A 17,315-nucleotide genomic window follows, 5' to 3' on the forward strand; every position below is an offset into this window, starting at 1 on the left:
CTGCACGGGGGCAAGGAAAGCCAGACTGGTCATTTGTTATCTCCCAGTGATTGCAATGTTGATTCAGCATCCCATGACGACTCTTTAGTTCGAGGCTGTTGGACGTCACTTAACCGTCCTCGCCATCTGCGAGGGCCAGGCTTGACGAGCCCCGGCCCTCTTTCGCGACCGTCATTTGCTGCCGTTGATTGCAATGCGCTTGGCGTTTGCCTGCGCCTTTTTGGTGTTCGGCAGTGTCACGGTGAGCACACCGTTCTTGAACGTGGCCGCCACCTAGTCGTCTTCAACTTCACGGCCGAGACTGAAGCGCCGCTCGAAACGTCCAAGTAGCGTTCGCTGAACTGGCGGTCCTTGTCCTCGGTCTCTGCTTTCTTCTCGCCGCGAAGAAGACACCATCATCCAGCATGAACCTCGATGTCATTTTCATCGAGGCCTGGGATTTCGGCCGTCACCCGGATTTCATTATCGGTTTCCGAGAATTCCACGCTTGGCCAAGTACCGTTGAACGGAGCCATGCGGCCCAATACCGAAGACGTGTCAAAACCGCGGAACGCATCGTCGAATAGCCGGTTGACGTTACGATGCAGCGACAGGAACGGATCCATGTCTTCTCCGCGGTAGCCACGGCTCCAGGGAATCAAGTCACGTACGCATTTGTCCTTCTCCTTTCGTTAATTCTTTCGTGTTGGGTCACGGTTGGCCCACCCACGACACAACGGGGTGGGGCCGCAGAAGGTCAGGCCGCCGCGCTTTCAATGCGCTTGGACGCCGCGTTCTGCCGGCATCGAATCCGTCGCGGCTTCATCTCCTCAGGAACCTCTTTCTTGAGGTCGACGATCAGCAGACCGTTTTCGAACTTCGCCCTGACTATGATTACATGATCGGCCAATTCGAAATTGACGCGCGAACGATCTCAGCGCCAGACCATGATGGAGGTACTGGACGTCTTCGTTCTCTGTCTTGGCGCCCTCGAGCATATTTGGCTGATGCGTGAACATCAGCTCGTATTCGCCGAAACCAGCGACCGCAAGGATAATGCGGTAGGTGTCTTCGCCGAGCTTGGCGGAATGGTAGGGCGGCCAATTGTCCGCGTTTTGCGGCCGACTGGCGTTTTCGAGCAGATTGAACATGCGGTCAAAGCCGATGCTCGACCGATAGAAGGGGGGGAAGTCCAGGTTCGCTCTCATAACTACATCCTCCTTGGAGCAACATAGATACGAGTGAACGCCAAGAAGCATGGCGCTCCCCGACACATCGGCCCCTTACGCGGCAACCGGTGAGAATGAGCTGGGAATTGATTTCCGCTGCGTCAAGAGGGATCGGTAACGCCGTTTCGGGAAGGTCTTCAATACCTAGTGGCAAGCGCTCCATTGAATGCCCATCTACATCGCGGGTATTTCGAACGGAGGAAAGGATGACCATGACACGCCAGGACGTCGTCTCGGTCCTCGGGCCCATAGACGACGTGACAATTGCGGAGATCATCGCGTCCGGCGCCTCGCTCAAGGAGTTGAGAGCGGCATGGGCCTGGGCCTTTGGCGACGAGGCGCTAATGAGCCAAGGGCGACCGTTGCCGGGAACGCGGGTCGCAGCGCTAATCGACTTGATCGAGCCCGACGACGAGGGCGACCTAGCAGATCAGGCCCAGATGCATCCGGACGTCGACAATTGAGCATGGATCGCCACGATATTTCGACGGTTCAAAGCGCGCCGTTTAAGATCTTGAGGATCGTAGCAGAGTTGCGCGCCCTAGCCCAACAACTGCGTGTCGTCCGCATGACAGTTCGCGAGGCCGTCGTAGGTGCCTTGCCAGCTACGATTGGGCTCAGTGCAGGCCGCCCATGAGCAGGCCGGGCGGCCTTCACTAGCCTGTCAGTTATTTACAAGCAGCCAGTTCCTTTAATGCTTTTTCGGCATTGGCCTTGCTTGTATATGTCTTGTTTCCGGCATCGGTCAGTTTTGTGCCGTCAGGTTTTTTGGTCACCACCTCACACTTCTTGGTCGCTGCATCCTTGGCCACCCAGTACTCCGTGGCTGCAAACGCGGGGATGCTGAAAATGGCGACAAGTGCACTGGCGATTCCGACTTTGCGGATCATTGCTAACCTCCATTCAATGTCAGCCCAAAAGGGCACGTGCATTTTGATCGCCAACGATTTTGGCGCCATTTTGACATCACGACCTATGCCGACGCCGTCGTGTGGCCCCCAGGCGATGACACGCTAAGCAACGACCGGAAGCATCACGCGCTTCATGGGGGCGTCTTTATCCGTCGCCCTGCCGTGCTGTAGCAGTGGCCTGCCTCGATCCGACTTCAGGAGCAAGCACAATCGCAAAACGGCTACTAGTCCTTGGCCGGGGGTAGTTTTGGCACACAGTCAACCGCTTCGCCGCAGCGCGAGGCATCGGGCAACGATCTGAAACTTGCCTTCTCTGACTGGCGGACCAGTTTCGCAAACAAGAGCGCGAAACATGCCATCATGACGACAATGATGATCAAGCGAATAAACGGCAATAGCGAAGTCTCCGCTGGTCAAGCCCCGTCAGCCGCCCCACGCTGCATCTGTCTCGGTCATCACTGCAACCGGTACGGTAAGCGAAGGGCAACTGCCGACGATTTTGGCCAGTTCACCAAGCTTAATTCGACCCGACATCCGCCAAGCTGCGCTCGACATAGAAAGAGATTGGAAAACCTCCTTTAGGTTCAAGGGGTGTCAGGCAACCTGACAGCCAGGACCTCCTTTAATCGGGTGCCGTGGCGGCTAAAGAGGCGTTCCCTGCTTGGCCAAGTCGCATCATGTTCAGTATAATGTGCGGCAGATCGCCGAGAACGCCGGTGCGGAACTCCATCATCGTCGGCAAGCTACGTGAGAAGCCGGAATTCGGCTGGCGCTGGAACGCACGTACCAACGCGTTCGGCGACCTCTACAACGAGGGCGTCATCGATCCGGTCAAGGTGGTGCGGACCGCGCTCCAGGACGCGGCCTCGGTCGCCGGCCTACTGGTGCCACCGAAGCCATGGTGGCCGAGAAGCCGAAGAAGGAGCCCGCAGTTCCGGCAAACGCCGGGTGGCGGCATGGACTTTTGATGGCAACGGCAGTGTCCGCGCCCATGGGCGCGGACAAGCGTTTCACTGTATAGCTATCCCGTGGATTGCGGCCGGACCTGATGTGTCCGCTTGAGCGACACGACCCCAATCGGCAACGGTGATAATCCCCGACTTTTTGTCTGGAACCACCCTCGCCGGACGACGTTTCAGATTTTTCAACGAAGGAGGTTGCCATGGACTGGAATCGCGTCGAAGGAAACTGGAAGCAGGTAAAGGGTAAGGTCAAGGAAAAGTGGGGAAAACTCACTGATGATGACCTTGACCGCATCGCCGGTAAGCGCGACCAACTCGAAGGCAAAATTCAAGAACGCTACGGCATCGAAAAGGATCGGGCGCGGCGCGATATTGATGACTGGTATGGAAAGCAACGTTGGTAGAAGGTCAAGTTCCAATGGCGCCGCGCAGCCCGTTGCCATCCGGATGAGAGGCCAAGGCTAAGAAAGCACCGGAAGCGGGTACAGAGTCCGCCTCCGGCGCTCGGCTTAGGTTCAGCCGCCCATCTTCTTTGCCATTGCGCAGAAGTCGGCGTGCGTCGTCTTGTTAATTTTGGTATCGCCGCAGTCTTTCAACACCGCCTTCTGCTCTTCGGGTTTCATCGCCATCCACGCGGTCTTGAAATCCTTTTCCGACCTCAATGTTTTCATACCGGCATCGGTAAAGAACGGCGACATCTTTGCCGGATCGTCGAGGGCAGAGGTGTTGCCAGCGGCGAGTGCTGAACCAGTCATCATTGCGAGCGCCATTGCGCCGAGCGAAAGCATCTTGATGTTCATCTGAGTATCCTCCTGTCAGGTCATTGAACAAAATGCGACCTGCAGGAAAAACGTGCGCAAACTTAACTGGTTCCCCGACGCTCGAACGGCCGCGCGACGACGGCCAGACGCCCCCCAAGCCACTGCGGAATTCAGGCAACTTTTCCACGGCAACGGCGCTGGCCACAACCCAATTCCCGCCTGGCCAGCGCCATTCGGGCAATGGAGGGACCGGCCGGCTCTGCCGCTCGCATTAGCAAAAAGCGTACAGAATTTTGGTCTTGAATCGCTGATTTCCGCCGTCATATATATTCGCTGTTGTCCCTTTTTTGCATGAGGCAATTGCGATGGACAGCACGGTCTCTAACGGCACGATTCCTACGGTGGTTGAAGTTGTTGAGGCTTGCGGCGAATGGTTCGTCCGCGTCGTTGAGGACGGGAAGGAATACAGCCGCTCGTTCGAGCTTGAATCCTACGCCCTAGCGTTTGCAGAAGGGCAGCGGATGCGCCTGCATCTCGATAAGGTTGTGCGCCTCTAGTGCGGTTTGGCAGGGCGATGGATGGGATCGCCCTGCCCCCACACTGCCACGTCAACCCCGCCGAGCAGTGAAGGCCTTCATACCCCTCCTGATACCTTCTAGAGCTTGGTCTGCGCCCTGCCAGCCCTTGAATTTGATGGTTTTGCCGGTGCCAACCACCGAAGAAAGAAAAAATTGCTCGATTTCCCGCCTGAGGTGGTCGGGCACTTGGCCTGTGGTCACGGGTTCGTCTTCTGCATCCTCCTTGTGAGGACAGAAGATAAAGCGGTCATTGCGCAAGGCCTCGCCACCCTGATCTTTCTGCTTGACGCGCAACGCACCAACCAAGTGGCATTTGATGACTACGCCTGGCGCGGTAGCAGCCTGATGAATGACGAGTCCATCTAGGGGGTCACCATCCTGGCCCAGTGTGGAGGGGATAAAGCCCCAGTCGTATGGGTAACTCATCCCAACCGGCAGGGGGGCGGACATAGCTAAAAACCTGACTCGCTGGGTCAAAGGCTAATTTCGCAGCTGCGCCACGTGGGGTTTCGACCACCACGCTGATCAGACCATCCGTCATCGTTGGCAGCTTTAGAAAGTGTGGCATTCGAGGCGCCTCGCAGATGTGAGCCGGCTCTGGAACTTCGGGAGATCAAGAATGTTCCAAGGGAGCGGCCGCCAAAGGAGATTGCAGACATGACAAAAACTGCTCTGCACATGCTCAAGGGCTTGGGCTATTTTATTTCAACAGTTAGCGTTGTCCTGCTCGCCATCGTGAGTTGGAAGAGCGCTTCGCAAAGCCCGCTGCTCATCGCCTGCCTGCTGGTCGGCGTCGCAACGTCAATTGCTGGCATGTTCTGTCGATGGCTCACGTACGAAATCGAAAAGCGTCAGGAAGGGAAGTAGACGAAGCGCAGCCCAGCTGCCCACATCACGGGGAAGGCGTCGGCGTCGCGCTGTCTAGCGCTGCCCTGGAATCTCTGGATGGCCCGTGAATGACAGATTCTGGTCCTCGCGACCGGCCTGGGGGCAAGGCTTGCGGAAAGCGTAGCTCACCCATCACGTCAGGTAAGACCAAAATGGAAACGGATTGTGAACGTCTCAACCCGTTGGGCCGCCGTGGCGTTGACGCATCGCCTCGAAGATGACTTCGGAAACGCTCCAGACCTCTTCATTGATCTCGTCAGGCTTGATCCCTGATTCCTGGGCGGCTTTCATCATTTGATCTGCCAAGTCTCTGGCGGCAATTGGGTCGCCTTTCCTGGCAATCGGCAAATGTTCAGCCACCCAATTGTTGAGGAAGTCCATCCCACGGGCGCTCATTCGGGCAGTCCCGCATCGTAGTGCACGATAGAATCAAGTATGGGAGAGACTGTTGACCTCTTCATCGATCTCGCCGCGCTTGATACCGACCGCCTTGGCATCGGAAATCAACTTGTGAGTCAACTCGTCGACCGATAAGACTTCTGCCTTCGCAGTCTCGGAACGTTGTTGGTCAGCCATTGGTCGAGAAAGTTGATCCCGCGTGTAGTCATTGACTAATATAGACCCTTCAATACCCTGGCCTCCCGTAGCAACGAGGAACGGTCAGTGCCGACTATTTTGATCAGTTCCTTGGCCTGCGCCTCGGTAATTCCGGTCTCGCGCGCGAGGAATCGGACGAGAAAGTCCTCCTCTTCTTCCATCCGCGCCCGGTTCTTCCGTTTTCCATCCCCCGCAGAGTTCAGATTTGATGGCGTCCCACGCGGCGACCGGGGCCTTGGTTCAGATTGCAAGACCAGCAGGCCCGCTTCTTGTGCCGCAGCGAGAAAGGCCTGGCGGGCCATTTCGATCTCCGCAGTGGTGGTGATCCGGCCTGTACAAGCTTGCAGTGCAGCAATATAGAGCGTCCCGTGCTCGGCGGGCCATCGCTCCATCATAAAAATCGCGGCCTCAGACACGCTAACGATTGTGCGAAATGCACCCGGCTTTCGCATCTCAATGATCACGGGTTCCCCAAAGAACGGATCGCGCATGCTGTGGCCCTAGTTTTCACAAGCGAACGAAGGAAGCGACAACTCGTTCCATCCACTTCTACGTACGTGGCCCATGTTGCTGCCGTAGTGGCCGAGCAACGCACTTCCCCCACGTATGCGCCGCCAAAGCCTCTCAGGCTTCAAACCCCAACGAGGTGCGCAAAAGCTCGGCAAAAATTCACTATCTCGAAACCTCAAAACTTAACTGACTTGCAACTTGCGGTGAGCTATTAGAATTTCATTAGCGTTTAGGGCTGAAACGGGGGCTGAAGATGAGAAAAATAGTCTCCCGTTTCATCCGGGATCAATCCGGCGCAACCGCGATCGAGTATGGTCTTATCGCCGCCTTGATCGCACTCGCCATCGTCGCCGGGGCCGGCGCGCTTGGCAATTCGGTCAACGCCAAGTTCAAGGCGATTGGCAACACGGTCAACGGCAGCGGGTCGTAAAATCTCTGTTAGAGTTAGGTTCCAACCTGCGCGACTATCAAGGGAGCGTTTCGTCTCATTCGGCGAGCATCCCCATCAGTCGAATGACCCGCAGCACGGGGGCCGACTTGCAGGAGTAATAAATGGTTCTACGGCTCCGCCTTCGAGTGACGAACCCGAGAGTGCGCAAATCCTTGAGCTGGTAGATAGAGCGCTCTGGCAAATACCCACCCGCTCCGCCAAATCGCCGACTGATAGCTCACCTTCGGCCAAATGTGGCCGCGCCTGTTGCGCATACGCGGGCCGACCAACCTGCGCCGGCGACGCGTGCAGGAGACACCGTCGCCATCGGCAAAACCTGCGGAGTCGTCGGAGGTTCCGCTCACCCCGAGGAAACGGCATCAACGCGTAGGCGACGCGCTGGTCCTTCTTAACACCCCCGTTTCGTGCTCCTTCGGGAATATGCCAGCGAGGCATGGCCGTCAATCCTCCTCGCCACGTAGCAAAGCAGCCCCGGCTTGACTTATTGCGTCGCGGGGCCGAGCCTTCGCTCTCGCCGACCAAGTCAGCCTTTCCTGTGCTTGAGGTCCGGCAATTTTTTTTGTGATCCAGTTACGATCGCCCCTACCTTCACGGTGCCGTCGTTTAGCGAAATATCGGCATGACGGCGCGCGGCGGCAACTAGGGCATCTGACTCTCGTGGCGCTGTAACTGACTCACGAGCGATAACCCTACCGTGCCGCTCGAAGGTCACCAGATAGCGATTAAATGGAATTGCCATGCTCGTAGCCGACGGTCCCGATCTGATGTCACTTCTTGCTCACATGATCGAGCTTATCAAGCAGCACTCTAAGTCTCGCGGATAAACTCTTCTCCACTGGCAAGTGCAGAACCTTGATGAGCTATGCTGCAATTTGGGTGACGAGGCTGATCAAGCGGCGCTCTGCGGCTTCAGTTCAATGACCTCGATTCCATCCTGGAACGTTGCACCTGCGATGAGTTTAGGCAACTGATTTTGTCCTTTCAGTCGTCGCCACGTCCTGGCCGCGCCATGACCAGCTTGAAGACCATCAGCCTGGCGGTTTTCGAGGAGAGTGAGCCCTTGGTACGCACCGTGCGATGGCGAACGGTCGCAAAGACGCTCTCGATGGGATTGGACGTTCGCAGATGATCCCAATGTTCGGCGGGGAAATCGTAGAACGCCAGCAAGGCATTCTGATCTTTGGTCAGGCAGTCGACCGCCTTGCCGTATTTCGCATCATATTTCTCGACAAAGACGGCAATCGCCGTCTCGGCTGAGGCTCGGTTCGGGGCGGAAAAGATTTCGCGCAAGTCCGTCTTCATGGCGGCCTGCACCGATTTCGGCACCTTGTTGAGCACGTTGGCTGTCTTGTGCACCCAGCATCGCTGGTGCTTGGTGCCGGGAAGGAGCTCATCGAGCGCTTTCCAGAAGCCAAGCGCGCCGTCGCCGACGGCAAGATCGGGCGCGATCTGCAGGCCACGACGCTTGACGTCGACCAGCAGCTCGCGCCAGCTCTGTGCGCTCTCACGAATGCCGGTCTGGAAGCCGAGCAGCTCTTTCTTGCCCTCGGGCGTGGCGCCGATCAGGACCAGCATGCATTCGGCATGATCTTCCATCCGGGCCTGCAGGTAGACCCCGTCCGCCCACACATACACATAGCGGCGCGCCGAAAGATCGCGCTTTTGCCAACGATCGTATTCGATGCCCCACTCCGCCGTCAGTCGCGTGATCACCGAGGGTGAGAGGTTCGGCGCCTCCTTGCCCAACAGAGCTGCCAGAGCTTCCTGAAAGTCGCCCGTCGAAATGCCGCGCAGATAGAGAACGGGAAGAAGCGCATCCAGACTTCGTGTCCGACGCGCCCATTTCGGCAGGATCGATGAGGAAAAACGGATGCGCTCCGCTTCACCGTTCGCGCCGCGATCCCGGACCTTCACCCGGCTGACGGGCACCGCCCCGATCCCCGTCTGGATGCTCCGCTCCGGCCCGTGACCGTGCCGGACCAGCCGGTCACGTCCGTCCGGAAGCTTGAGATCCCGCATCTCGGCAAGAAACGCTTCGGCCTCCATCTCGATCGCCTGCGCCAGCAATTTGCGCGCGCCGGTGCGAAGCACATCCGTCAGGGGATCATCGATTTCGTCGGGCTGACGAAGGCGAACAATGTTGATAGTCTCGTTCATGGCGTATCGCTCTCCTTGAGAGGTTCTGGCAGGCTTCATCACCCGCCTCGATACGCCGCCCTTCTCAAACCGTCATCACCCAGTTTCAGCCATAGCTCAACCTTGATCAGGTAGAGGCGGATCGCGTCGCTGGAAAGCCATTGACGCACAATCTTAGCGGTGGCCTTCTGTGTGTCCTTATTGATGTCGTCCATGTTCGGTGCCTGTCTGCATGTAAGACCGAACTCTTGGGTTATCTGTTGGTTCCCTATTCGTGAGATCAAAAGGACTGCGCAACCGCCAATCGTGGCGGTTGCAAAATAGGCTCGATCAACTTGGTATTCGTCTCAGTGAGTGAGGGGCGGAGCGATGCTCCGTATCGAAAACGGGCAGCGATGCCTAAGAAGCGGTACTGTAACTTAGCCGTCCGAAGCGAAAGCAAAAAACGACAATGCAGCGGGGGGTCGCGGCGAACCTCACGGAAATTTCTTGCAAACCTTCCCCTTGATTTTTTCCCTTTGTGATTCAAAAAATGATCCTTGGGTTTCTCCCTTGGGGAGCGTCGGGTGAATGCTCAAACGAACTACAAACCCATAGCCAAGGGGTTGGTGGAACCGACCATGCTGCACGACCCAGTTGGCAGCGCTGTTTCAGTGAAGGAAACCGTGGCGGCAGTTCGTAAAGAAGCCCCTCATTTAGAAGAAACCGACTGTGATCTGGTTGAGATCATCGTCGACCTAGCCACGGTCTATGGAATGGCCGTCCTGTTTGACCTGAAAAACCCCTAATGGCACTCCATGGGTTTCAACCCTCCGGTCACCGTCTCAACTGCCAAGCCAGGTGGTCGGTTCAGATGCAACAACGTCGAAGGTGCCGCTCGGGAACTCATGGAGTGGCAAAATCGCGGCGTCATGTGGAACCATGCGGTTCGAGCGTGCACGTCCTGTCTTGCCGGCGAGATGACAACCGAGGATGTCCGTAAGGCGTTCATTGCGGCTGCCGACGAGGAAGGAAAGCTCCTCGCGGATCAGCACTGAGACCTTGTGCCCCTTGGCTACTTCCTATGGAGACAGAGGGAGCGTGAAAGGCCTTCCCTACCCAATTCCAACCTCACTCAGTTTCCCAAATGACCCTCTACCGGTTCAATCCTCCGGTCTACGTTAGGATGATCGCCCTGGCATTCGCGTTGGGTTTAGCGACGTATTGGGTGCAATCGAGCAGCTGCAAAAGTGGACCAAGCACGGCCTTCATTGGAACCGCGCGATGCGCGTATGCATCGCTGCACTGGCCGGTGAGGCTTCCCCTCAGGAGGCACGAAGGTGCTTCCGATTGGCTGCCAAGGAGGAAGGAAGGGGTTCTTCCTGAACTGGGGGATGACTAGGCACCTGTGCCCCTCGATCACACCCTGGGACTGTGGGGGGCCGAGAGGGGAAGAACCTTGATGGCGCCCCGCCGGGGCCTCACCCGTCGAGCACATGCAGCAGCGAAGAGGGGTAGCGGGCCGTGGGCTCGCGCCAGTGCCGGGGCCGCCCAATCAGAGATCATGGGGTCATTGAGGTCCAGTTAACCAATCAAACAGAATAATGGGTCGAGGTAACAAATCGGCAGTCCGTCATCGCAGAGAATGACAGCTCGATTAACGTCGAAGGGTTTCCCTTGGTGGCCATGTGGCAGCCTCTCTTTGCAAATCTTGCCGCTGCCGCTGTCATGCTGGTTGCCTGGAGTTCTGTTGGCGATTTCGTGGGCCGGCTAAACGAAGCTCGCCAACGGCTGCTGTTTGGCGCGGTAATGACCGCCGGCACCATTGGCTCGATGATGATGGCTTTCGAAAGCTCTCCCGGTGTTTATAACGATCTTCGCGGTCCGTTGATCGCCATCACGGGGTTTTTCGGCGGCGTGACTGCCGTTGTCATGGCGGCCGGGGCCGCGCTGATCTATCGCGTCTATCTCGGCGGAGCGGTATCGACGGGCGCTTTGAGCATTATGCTCGCGACTACCATTGGACTGGTTGGGTATTTTCTCCGCCGGTCGCGGCAACCCCGGTATACGGACCTTGTAATGATGGCGGTAGCTGCCGCGCTGTGTAGCCTCCTGGTCGCGCTAACGCTGCCAATTGAGAGGCAAGCCGCGTCGGCCCCTGTAGCGATTTCGTTTGTCGCCACTCTTCGGCGTTCTGCTCCTCCAGGAAGAGAAAAGCCGCGAGCTGTCCGTCGCGAATAAGCTCTTTCGATCAATGGTTGATGCACTCCCAGATTGTCTGAACATCAAGGATGTTGATGGCCGGTTTCTGGCGGCAAATCCGGCCACGGCGCACCTAATGCGGGCTGCGACCGTGAAGAACCTTCTTGGCAAGACCGATTTCGATTTCTTTCCGCTAGACCTCGCGAAACAATTTCGGGACGATGAACTGGCGGCACTCCGAGATGGAGGACCAGCCACCATTGAACAGCCGGGGCTGCTTCCCGATGGGTCGACAGGCTGGTTGTCGACCTTGAAGGTGCCGGTCAAGAACGATTTAGGGGACATCGTCGGGCTGATCACGCACAATCGCGACGTTACGCTGCATAAGACGCTGCAAATTAAGCTTGAGCAGACCCAAGCCTATTTGGATCAGGCTCTTGAGAACATGAATGATGGCCTGGCGATGTACGACGCAGATGGCTTCGTTCTGTTCTGCAACCGCCGCTATCGCGAACTGTTTCCGCGCACCGCGCATCTGCGGGTGCCGGGGATAAATTTCGCTGATATCATTCGCGCGTCTGTGAAACTTGGAGAGGAGCCGATTGCGCTCGGCAAAACCTTTGACAGCCATCTCGCTGAAAAACTGGCAACGCTCCGCGAGGACGGCGAGAGGCTGATCGAACTCGTGGATGGGAAGGTATTTGCCTCCCGCACCAAACTCTTGGCCAATGGCTGCACGGTGCGAATGATGTCGGACATCACAGAGCGACGCACCTTCGAGAAGAACCTCGAGCACCAGGCGCTCCACGACCCTCTGACGGGCCTGCCAAACCGCACATTCTTCAACAGGGAACTTGAACGGTTGGTTGAGAAAGCCCGTTCCGAGGACGGCGAGCTTGTTGTCATGCTTCTCGACCTCGACCGTTTCAAGGAAGTCAACGATAATTTCGGGCATGCCGTTGGCGACATGCTTCTGGTCGAAATTGCACGCCGTCTTGAAAAAGCGATCAGGCGTGGTGACATGGTTGCGCGACTGGGTGGCGATGAGTTTGCAGTGCTGATGTATGGCCCGACGGACGGGACTGGCGATGTCAGCTTGGCGACGCGGATTATGAAGAACCTCGTACAACCGCTGAAGATGGACGACGTCACTCTGCTTCCAGGCGGGACCATCGGCTATACCGTCTATCCAAAGGATCAAGCGGACCCCGAAGGGCTGCTCAAGAATGCCGACCGGGCGCTCTATCAGGCCAAGGCAAGAGGACGAGGCACGTGGAAAGCTTATGACTCAATTGTGACGGCGACCGCCGCTCGGCTTGGATAACAACGCGGATCGACCTATTCCGGCTGGGGGTGTCTGGGTTCTGATGTGAAGGGTGGGGTGGCCGAACGGAGGGCACAATGGTCGAAGGAACCGACAATCGCCGCGAGCGGCGACAGCGCGTGCTGAAAGGCGCGGCGATCATCAGCGGCATCAGCAACTCCGAAATCAGCTGCACCATACGAAACCAGAATGATGGCGGTGCCGAACTCCGGGTGTCCCCCGAAGCGCGGGTGCCTGAGCATTTCGTTCCCTACGTGCCGACCGATGGTGTTGCCTACCAGTCCGTTTTGCGCTGGCGTAGGAACGATCGGATTGGTATTCAGTTTACGGGGATCGTGCCGAAGCCCCGTCTTCACTACGGTTAGAAATCCCGCCAATAGTCGACATGTTAACACCCGGACGGTAGCTCCACAGCGCGAAGTCCAACGTAACCGGCAATAGGAAGCTTTTAATTCCACAATACATAAATTTTTAATATTAGCGAATAGCGGTTGGCAACTACGTCACTGAAGATCCCGTAATATTAGGAAACCCTAACATCTCCTCGCGCGTACTGTATGTACAACCGGCTGGTGCTTGTTGTCCTTATTTAGGCAACCACGAGGAGAGTGTCATGGCTAGTATCTTCGAGAGAACCGCCAAAACATTGGCGAGTGGTGTAATTATCGCAGCCCTATGCATGCCAGCCAGCGCCGCCGGAATCGGCGTCGGTGCCGGCGCATCTGTGGGCGGCAGTGGTGGAGTTAACGCAGGGGCCGGTGCTTCTATCGGCGGGTCGGGCGGAATAAACGCGGGCCTTGGCGCCTCCATCGGCGGGTCGAACGGCGTTGATGCTGGCGCAGGCGCATCAATCGGCGGGACTAATGGCATCGATGCAGGTGCCGGCGCGACGGTCGGTGGCTCTGGAGGCGTTACGGCAGGTCTCGGCGCGACGGTTGGGGGTACCGGTGGAATCGGCGTCGGTGCAGGTGTCGGGACCGGCAACGGCATCGGAGCGGATGTCGGTGTCGGAGTCGGCGGGGTTCCCGGTATTCCTGCTACTCCTGCTACTCCTGGCACCCTTGGCATCCCGGGTACTGCTCGCGTTGCGGGCGCCGTCGCGAAAATGTCGAGCGCGCAGTTGTCGCGGATGAAGAAGCGTTGTGCGGACGTGCTTGGCAACCAAGACACATATGACCGCGACCTGCGCCAACTTTGCCTGCTGATCGCGGGTCGCTAGCGCCCTTCGCTCGCATAGGAGAACGTGTCGATTTGGCCGTGAGGCTATAGTTTTGCTCTCCTGGCCTCCAGCCAGTCAGAAAGTCCGTCACCCACAATGTGGCGGACTTTTTGTAAGCGAAAAGGCCACGCCATCTGGCGCAGGAAGCGCCGGTGCGATGGGACCATCCGCGCCTCGGCCTGCTGCCGCCGTTGGAGTTCATCCAACTGGCCGAGGAGACGGGTGTCATCGACGCGCTTCGCGAGTGGATCATGCGGCGTGCCTGCGCCGACGCCGTGAAATGGCCCCTGCCCGTCAAGGTCGCGGTCAATCTCTCGCCGGCCCAGTTCAAACAACAGGGGCTGCCGCTCCAAGTTGCCGCGGCGCTCGCGGCTTCAGGCCTGCTGTCGTCACGGCTCGAGCTGGAGATCACCGAGTCGGTGCTGCTGGCGAACAACGAAAACACGCTAAACACGCTGCACAGCCTGCGCGACCTCGGCATCTCCATAGCCATGGACGATTTCGGCACCGGCTATTCCTCGCTGAGCTATCTCAGATCGTTCCCGTTCAACCGCATCAAGATCGACCGCAGCTTCGTCAGCCTGATGTGCGAGAGCAGCGAAAGCCGGGCGATCGTCAAGGCCGTCGCCGAACTCGGCACCACGCTCGGCATGACGACGACCGCCGAAGGCGTCGAGACCGAGGACCAGTATCGCCTGGTCCGGGAGAATGGCTGCACGGATGTCCAGGGCTGGTTGTTTGGCCGTCCAATGCCGGTGTCCGAAGTCAACGTACTTTTCGAACAGCCGAAAACTTTGACCGGTAGGCTTCGCCTTTCGGTGACGGCCGACGCGCACGACTAATCTGTCGAAAAGTTCAACCGCCTCGCTCATCATGCCGAACGCAGTATTCAGATGCCTGGCGCGGTCATGACAATAGCCCCAACTGAGGAAGACGGAACATCCCGACGCGGGCGCTCTCTTTGAAGCCAATCAGCTGCCGTGGCTGAGCCTCTCCCTTGACGTCATGGGACCTTGGACGACTATTGTCCGAGACAGTCGCAAAAAGTCAGTTGGCTCGACGCCGAGCGCAACGACAACCGAACGCGTCAACACGCGTCCGCGTCCCTTCGATGCTCGCACCTAGCGCCTATCCTATGGCGATTCCCGTCTATGATCAATGATTCTGTCAAAGAGTGCCTGTATTTGATTGTGCGCTAATATACGTTTTCAGCTAGGCAGGCACGGGGGCTATCGAATCGGACGAAGGAAGTTGGATGGCCACTCTCCATTATGCATCCGGCGGATCAGCGACGGACGTCGCAACCGCCGGATTCAATCTTGTCGACGTTTCATCCGTGGACGAACTCAACGCCTTGCCAGCCGGCACGAAAGGTCTGGTCTGGCTCAATGAAGCCAATGGCGCAACGTCGTCTTTCATTCAGAAAGTCACCCCCTTCATCGGCAATCCGAACGTGTTTGGCTTCTTCCTCGTCGATGAGCCGGACCCCACGGGCAAATGGGGAACCTATGCCACCGCCGCGGATCTGAAGGCGGAATCCGACTGGATCCACACAAACCTGCCCGGAGCCAAGACCTTCATCACCATGATGAACATGGGGTCTTCCGCAAATCCCGATTTTTCAAACACTTTTAATCCTGCCAACACGCATATCGACTATTACGGCGTGGATCCCTACCCGGTGCGTACCGGCACAAGCACGGTCGACTACAACATGATCGACAGGAGCGTGGCGCGGCTGTCGCCTCGGGTATCCCGGTCAGCCAGATCGTTCCGGTTTACCAGACGTTTGGGGGCGGCAGTTTCACAACCGATACGGGCGGCCAATATGTCCTTCCCACCGTCGCCCAGGAACAGACCATGTTGGACCACTGGGCCAAGGTGGCGCCATCGCCCGCCTTCGACTATGCCTATGCTTGGGGTTCTCAACAGGGCGACACCGCGCTTGGCAACTCGTCGGCGCTGCAAGCCTTGTTCCAGCAACATAATCTCAGCAGCGCGGCAAGCGCCCCCACCACCCCTCCCCTGAGCACCTCTGGTGCTGCCTCCAGCACTCCCAGCAGTCCAGGTACCTCCGGTACCCCCGCTACCCCCAATACCCCCGGGAGCCCAGGCACCGCTGGTACACCGATCACTCCAGTTGTCGCCAATCCCAGCGATGGTAGACATCATCACACCAGCGGTGCCGATTCGATCCACAGAATCGACGGCGCACATCATGTCGCCGATGCCAGCCTCGGGGTGACAGAGTTGGCTGGTGGCGCCGGGGGCAAAGGACTCGCCTCACTGGCCAATGTCGGCAGCGATGTCTTCCTATTCAACACCGCTCTTGCGGCCGGGAGTGCCGACAGGCCTACGGACTTCAGCGTCTCCCAACAAAAGATTCATCTCGATCACGCTTTGGGTCTTCACACGGGCGCTCCGCCACATGGGGCTCTCTTGGCCGGCATGGGCACGCATGATGGTGACGACCACATCATCTACAACAGTTCAACCGGTGCGCTCTCTTTCGACAACCACGGCACGGAAGGCGCGCATCACATAGAATTCGCCCATTCTCCTGGTGCCTTTGTGACTTGAAAGGGCCTTTGGATGTTTGATCCCAGGCTTTGATGGGGCATCCTTTTCGTCGAGCGATACGACATAGCCATGTCGGGATGGCGCCCGCTGATCAAGGGTTTGTTTTCAGCGACGGGACGGTCGCGGGTGCGGTCACGTCTCCGCCCTGTTGCTGCGGCGCTATAGCCGCTGGCCCTGATGGTATCCGCCGTCTGTCCCGATCGTCATTGTCACCCTCGATTCCGGTTCGCGGCCTTGCCGATGCTGTTGTTACGCCCGGTGTGCCGGCATAGTCTGTTGCGTCGCGCATAAGTGCGAAGACTATACGGGCGAGCTTGTTGGCAGTCGCCACGGCGACAAGTTTGAAGGGCTTGGTCTCCATCAGGCGATCCGCCCAGTTTCTCAACGCATCGCCGGAACGCTTGCGATGGAACAGAACGGCATGAGCGCGGACTACCAGCGTGCGCAAATATCGGTTAGCTGTTCGATGGCAGATACAAAGGTTGGGGCTCGCAAAGATCCCGCGTCTTCCGAGCCAAAGGCCTTACTCTACCTAGCCTGCACTCGCGGCAGCGTTTGCCGCTGACTGATCAAATGCCAGCCGCAATCGCTCCATTTCCGGGCGACTGTGTTCGCGGGCGGCAAGGATCTGGGCTCTTGTCAGCTGCACATTGACACGCAACCGTTTGTTGGATCGTCGGGCGCTACCCTCGAGAACATATTTGACGCCCAGATCGCGAAGCGATCTGACGGACGTCGGTGGGCTTGCCCTTGTAGGCAAAGGTGGAGTTGCGGGCGATGACGAAAAAGCCGGACACATTTGATAGATCGGTGATGATGTCCTCCGTCAGCCCATCGGTGAAGAACTCCTGTTCGGCATCGCCACTCATGTTGACGAAGGGCAGCACGGCAATCGAAGGCTTGTCAGGCAGCGCGAGCGGCTGCGAAAACTTCTCCAGCACAAGGGGCTCAGTTGGTGCCGCGGGCTTGGCCTTGGTGGGAACGCCGACCTGTAGCGAATAAACCCGGA

At 57.9% G+C, this 17,315-nt stretch carries 23 protein-coding genes and 5 pseudogenes; 16 read left to right on the plus strand and 12 right to left on the minus strand.

Annotated features, from left to right (window positions below; translation table 11 throughout):
• Nucleotides 1-171: 171 nt before the first annotated feature.
• A pseudogene (locus HB778_RS31600) lies at nt 172-605 on the minus strand (Hsp20/alpha crystallin family protein).
• A 131-nt stretch (nt 606-736) separates the two neighbouring features.
• Nucleotides 737-1,187, minus strand: a pseudogene (locus HB778_RS31605) (Hsp20 family protein).
• A gap of 227 nt (nt 1,188-1,414) precedes the next feature.
• On the opposite strand from HB778_RS31605, the gene HB778_RS31610 reads away from it, so the two are divergent.
• Nucleotides 1,415-1,672 carry a hypothetical protein gene (locus HB778_RS31610; protein WP_183459614.1) on the plus strand — a complete coding sequence of 86 codons (258 nt, stop codon included), beginning with the start codon at nt 1,415-1,417 and terminating at the stop codon, nt 1,670-1,672.
• 204 nt (nt 1,673-1,876) lie between these two features.
• On the opposite strand, the gene HB778_RS31615 is transcribed toward HB778_RS31610, so the two are convergent.
• Entirely contained in the window at nt 1,877-2,098 is a 222-nt protein-coding gene (locus tag HB778_RS31615; RefSeq protein WP_183459616.1) for a hypothetical protein, read from the minus strand.
• A gap of 700 nt (nt 2,099-2,798) precedes the next feature.
• On the opposite strand from HB778_RS31615, the pseudogene HB778_RS31620 reads away from it, so the two are divergent.
• Both HB778_RS31620 and HB778_RS31625 read left to right on the plus strand, forming a co-directional pair.
• Nucleotides 2,799-3,087: pseudogene (locus HB778_RS31620) on the plus strand (TCP-1/cpn60 chaperonin family protein); the annotation flags it as partial.
• A gap of 194 nt (nt 3,088-3,281) precedes the next feature.
• Nucleotides 3,282-3,485, plus strand: coding sequence for a CsbD family protein (locus tag HB778_RS31625; protein ID WP_183459618.1), 204 nt, complete (start codon nt 3,282-3,284; stop codon nt 3,483-3,485).
• Nucleotides 3,486-3,596: 111 nt separating this feature from the next.
• Here the strand turns inward: HB778_RS31625 and HB778_RS31630 are convergent, their stop codons facing one another.
• Nucleotides 3,597-3,881: a hypothetical protein gene (locus tag HB778_RS31630; protein WP_183459620.1), complete on the minus strand. Its 285-nt coding sequence runs from the start codon at nt 3,879-3,881 to the stop codon at nt 3,597-3,599.
• A gap of 326 nt (nt 3,882-4,207) precedes the next feature.
• Between HB778_RS31630 and HB778_RS31635 the strand changes: the two genes are divergently transcribed.
• Nucleotides 4,208-4,399 carry a hypothetical protein gene (locus HB778_RS31635; RefSeq protein ID WP_183459622.1) on the plus strand — a complete coding sequence of 64 codons (192 nt, stop codon included), beginning with the start codon at nt 4,208-4,210 and terminating at the stop codon, nt 4,397-4,399.
• 51 nt (nt 4,400-4,450) lie between these two features.
• Here HB778_RS31635 and HB778_RS31640 read toward each other — a convergent pair whose 3' ends face one another.
• Nucleotides 4,451-4,870 (minus strand): inorganic diphosphatase, encoded by a 420-nt coding sequence (locus tag HB778_RS31640; protein WP_244661702.1) that lies wholly within the window; start codon nt 4,868-4,870, stop codon nt 4,451-4,453.
• Between the two features lie 207 nt (nt 4,871-5,077).
• Between HB778_RS31640 and HB778_RS31645 the strand changes: the two genes are divergently transcribed.
• Nucleotides 5,078-5,287, plus strand: a complete 210-nt coding sequence (locus HB778_RS31645) for a hypothetical protein (protein ID WP_183459624.1) — start codon at nt 5,078-5,080, stop codon at nt 5,285-5,287.
• Nucleotides 5,288-5,482: 195 nt separating this feature from the next.
• On the opposite strand, the gene HB778_RS31650 is transcribed toward HB778_RS31645, so the two are convergent.
• Genes HB778_RS31650 through HB778_RS31660 form a run of 3 tightly spaced genes read right to left on the minus strand, consistent with a single transcriptional unit; the run spans nt 5,483 to nt 6,396 of the window.
• Complete coding sequence (locus tag HB778_RS31650) at nt 5,483-5,689, minus strand: hypothetical protein (protein WP_244661703.1); 207 nt, start codon at nt 5,687-5,689, stop codon at nt 5,483-5,485.
• A 48-nt stretch (nt 5,690-5,737) separates the two neighbouring features.
• A complete protein-coding gene (locus HB778_RS31655; RefSeq protein WP_432421217.1) occupies nt 5,738-5,884 on the minus strand; it encodes a hypothetical protein in 147 nt (48 codons plus the stop codon).
• Between the two features lie 35 nt (nt 5,885-5,919).
• The gene (locus tag HB778_RS31660) at nt 5,920-6,396 is read right to left on the minus strand and encodes a DUF982 domain-containing protein (protein ID WP_183459628.1); all 477 of its coding nucleotides are present in this window, start codon (nt 6,394-6,396) and stop codon (nt 5,920-5,922) included.
• Nucleotides 6,397-6,668: 272 nt separating this feature from the next.
• Here HB778_RS31660 and HB778_RS31665 point away from each other — a divergent pair, with 272 nt between their 5' ends.
• Nucleotides 6,669-6,845 (plus strand): Flp family type IVb pilin, encoded by a 177-nt coding sequence (locus HB778_RS31665; RefSeq protein WP_183459630.1) that lies wholly within the window; start codon nt 6,669-6,671, stop codon nt 6,843-6,845.
• 544 nt (nt 6,846-7,389) lie between these two features.
• Here the strand turns inward: HB778_RS31665 and HB778_RS31670 are convergent.
• From HB778_RS31670 to HB778_RS31680, 3 genes and pseudogenes are all read right to left on the minus strand, one after another.
• A complete protein-coding gene (locus tag HB778_RS31670) occupies nt 7,390-7,605 on the minus strand; it encodes a hypothetical protein (protein WP_183459631.1) in 216 nt (71 codons plus the stop codon).
• Nucleotides 7,606-7,755: 150 nt separating this feature from the next.
• Nucleotides 7,756-9,023 (minus strand): annotated as a pseudogene (locus tag HB778_RS31675) (IS256 family transposase).
• Nucleotides 9,024-9,061: 38 nt separating this feature from the next.
• The gene (locus tag HB778_RS31680) at nt 9,062-9,217 is read right to left on the minus strand and encodes a hypothetical protein (protein WP_183459633.1); all 156 of its coding nucleotides are present in this window, start codon (nt 9,215-9,217) and stop codon (nt 9,062-9,064) included.
• A 351-nt stretch (nt 9,218-9,568) separates the two neighbouring features.
• Between HB778_RS31680 and HB778_RS31685 the strand changes: the two genes are divergently transcribed.
• The 10 genes from HB778_RS31685 to HB778_RS41890 all read left to right on the plus strand — a co-directional run bounded on the left by HB778_RS31685 (nt 9,569) and on the right by HB778_RS41890 (nt 16,306).
• On the plus strand, nt 9,569-9,790 hold the full coding sequence (locus tag HB778_RS31685; protein WP_183459635.1) for a hypothetical protein: 222 nt from the start codon (nt 9,569-9,571) through the stop codon (nt 9,788-9,790).
• Between the two features lie 9 nt (nt 9,791-9,799).
• Entirely contained in the window at nt 9,800-10,039 is a 240-nt protein-coding gene (locus tag HB778_RS31690) for a DUF982 domain-containing protein (RefSeq protein ID WP_183459637.1), read from the plus strand.
• A gap of 166 nt (nt 10,040-10,205) precedes the next feature.
• The gene (locus HB778_RS31695) at nt 10,206-10,367 is read left to right on the plus strand and encodes a DUF982 domain-containing protein (protein WP_244661704.1); all 162 of its coding nucleotides are present in this window, start codon (nt 10,206-10,208) and stop codon (nt 10,365-10,367) included.
• Nucleotides 10,368-10,667: 300 nt separating this feature from the next.
• On the plus strand, nt 10,668-11,222 hold the full coding sequence (locus HB778_RS41880) for a LytS/YhcK type 5TM receptor domain-containing protein (protein ID WP_244661705.1): 555 nt from the start codon (nt 10,668-10,670) through the stop codon (nt 11,220-11,222).
• Between the two features lie 13 nt (nt 11,223-11,235).
• Nucleotides 11,236-12,507 carry a diguanylate cyclase domain-containing protein gene (locus HB778_RS31700; protein WP_244661706.1) on the plus strand — a complete coding sequence of 424 codons (1,272 nt, stop codon included), beginning with the start codon at nt 11,236-11,238 and terminating at the stop codon, nt 12,505-12,507.
• A 77-nt stretch (nt 12,508-12,584) separates the two neighbouring features.
• Nucleotides 12,585-12,872, plus strand: coding sequence for a PilZ domain-containing protein (locus HB778_RS31705; protein ID WP_183459639.1), 288 nt, complete (start codon nt 12,585-12,587; stop codon nt 12,870-12,872).
• A 248-nt stretch (nt 12,873-13,120) separates the two neighbouring features.
• Nucleotides 13,121-13,726, plus strand: coding sequence for a hypothetical protein (locus tag HB778_RS31710; RefSeq protein WP_183459641.1), 606 nt, complete (start codon nt 13,121-13,123; stop codon nt 13,724-13,726).
• Between the two features lie 152 nt (nt 13,727-13,878).
• Nucleotides 13,879-14,568, plus strand: coding sequence for an EAL domain-containing protein (locus HB778_RS31715; RefSeq protein WP_244661707.1), 690 nt, complete (start codon nt 13,879-13,881; stop codon nt 14,566-14,568).
• 413 nt (nt 14,569-14,981) lie between these two features.
• Entirely contained in the window at nt 14,982-15,755 is a 774-nt protein-coding gene (locus HB778_RS42920) for a hypothetical protein (RefSeq protein WP_280515934.1), read from the plus strand.
• Between the two features lie 221 nt (nt 15,756-15,976).
• Nucleotides 15,977-16,306: a hypothetical protein gene (locus HB778_RS41890; protein WP_244662030.1), complete on the plus strand. Its 330-nt coding sequence runs from the start codon at nt 15,977-15,979 to the stop codon at nt 16,304-16,306.
• A 631-nt stretch (nt 16,307-16,937) separates the two neighbouring features.
• Here HB778_RS41890 and HB778_RS31725 read toward each other — a convergent pair.
• Nucleotides 16,938-17,223 (minus strand): annotated as a pseudogene (locus HB778_RS31725) (hypothetical protein); the annotation flags it as partial.
• Nucleotides 17,224-17,315: the final 92 nt, after the last annotated feature.

Source organism: Mesorhizobium huakuii, assembly GCF_014189455.1.
Taxonomy (GTDB): Bacteria; Pseudomonadota; Alphaproteobacteria; order Rhizobiales; family Rhizobiaceae; genus Mesorhizobium; species Mesorhizobium huakuii_A.

Excerpts from the sequence above, each read along its gene's own strand:
- HB778_RS31610 (WP_183459614.1), top strand. The coding sequence starts at position 1,415 with ATGACCATGACACGCCAGGACGTCGTCTCGGTCCTCGGGCCCATAGAC.
- HB778_RS31615 (WP_183459616.1), bottom strand. The coding sequence starts at position 2,098 with ATGATCCGCAAAGTCGGAATCGCCAGTGCACTTGTCGCCATTTTCAGC.
- HB778_RS31625 (WP_183459618.1), top strand. The coding sequence starts at position 3,282 with ATGGACTGGAATCGCGTCGAAGGAAACTGGAAGCAGGTAAAGGGTAAG.
- HB778_RS31630 (WP_183459620.1), bottom strand. The coding sequence starts at position 3,881 with ATGAACATCAAGATGCTTTCGCTCGGCGCAATGGCGCTCGCAATGATG.
- HB778_RS31635 (WP_183459622.1), top strand. The coding sequence starts at position 4,208 with ATGGACAGCACGGTCTCTAACGGCACGATTCCTACGGTGGTTGAAGTT.
- HB778_RS31640 (WP_244661702.1), bottom strand. The coding sequence starts at position 4,870 with ATGTCCGCCCCCCTGCCGGTTGGGATGAGTTACCCATACGACTGGGGC.
- HB778_RS31645 (WP_183459624.1), top strand. The coding sequence starts at position 5,078 with ATGACAAAAACTGCTCTGCACATGCTCAAGGGCTTGGGCTATTTTATT.
- HB778_RS31650 (WP_244661703.1), bottom strand. The coding sequence starts at position 5,689 with ATGGACTTCCTCAACAATTGGGTGGCTGAACATTTGCCGATTGCCAGG.
- HB778_RS31655 (WP_432421217.1), bottom strand. The coding sequence starts at position 5,884 with ATGGCTGACCAACAACGTTCCGAGACTGCGAAGGCAGAAGTCTTATCG.
- HB778_RS31660 (WP_183459628.1), bottom strand. The coding sequence starts at position 6,396 with ATGCGCGATCCGTTCTTTGGGGAACCCGTGATCATTGAGATGCGAAAG.
- HB778_RS31665 (WP_183459630.1), top strand. The coding sequence starts at position 6,669 with ATGAGAAAAATAGTCTCCCGTTTCATCCGGGATCAATCCGGCGCAACC.
- HB778_RS31670 (WP_183459631.1), bottom strand. The coding sequence starts at position 7,605 with ATGGCAATTCCATTTAATCGCTATCTGGTGACCTTCGAGCGGCACGGT.
- HB778_RS31680 (WP_183459633.1), bottom strand. The coding sequence starts at position 9,217 with ATGGACGACATCAATAAGGACACACAGAAGGCCACCGCTAAGATTGTG.
- HB778_RS31690 (WP_183459637.1), top strand. The coding sequence starts at position 9,800 with ATGGGTTTCAACCCTCCGGTCACCGTCTCAACTGCCAAGCCAGGTGGT.
- HB778_RS41880 (WP_244661705.1), top strand. The coding sequence starts at position 10,668 with ATGTGGCAGCCTCTCTTTGCAAATCTTGCCGCTGCCGCTGTCATGCTG.
- HB778_RS31700 (WP_244661706.1), top strand. The coding sequence starts at position 11,236 with ATGGTTGATGCACTCCCAGATTGTCTGAACATCAAGGATGTTGATGGC.
- HB778_RS31705 (WP_183459639.1), top strand. The coding sequence starts at position 12,585 with ATGGTCGAAGGAACCGACAATCGCCGCGAGCGGCGACAGCGCGTGCTG.
- HB778_RS31710 (WP_183459641.1), top strand. The coding sequence starts at position 13,121 with ATGGCTAGTATCTTCGAGAGAACCGCCAAAACATTGGCGAGTGGTGTA.
- HB778_RS42920 (WP_280515934.1), top strand. The coding sequence starts at position 14,982 with ATGGCCACTCTCCATTATGCATCCGGCGGATCAGCGACGGACGTCGCA.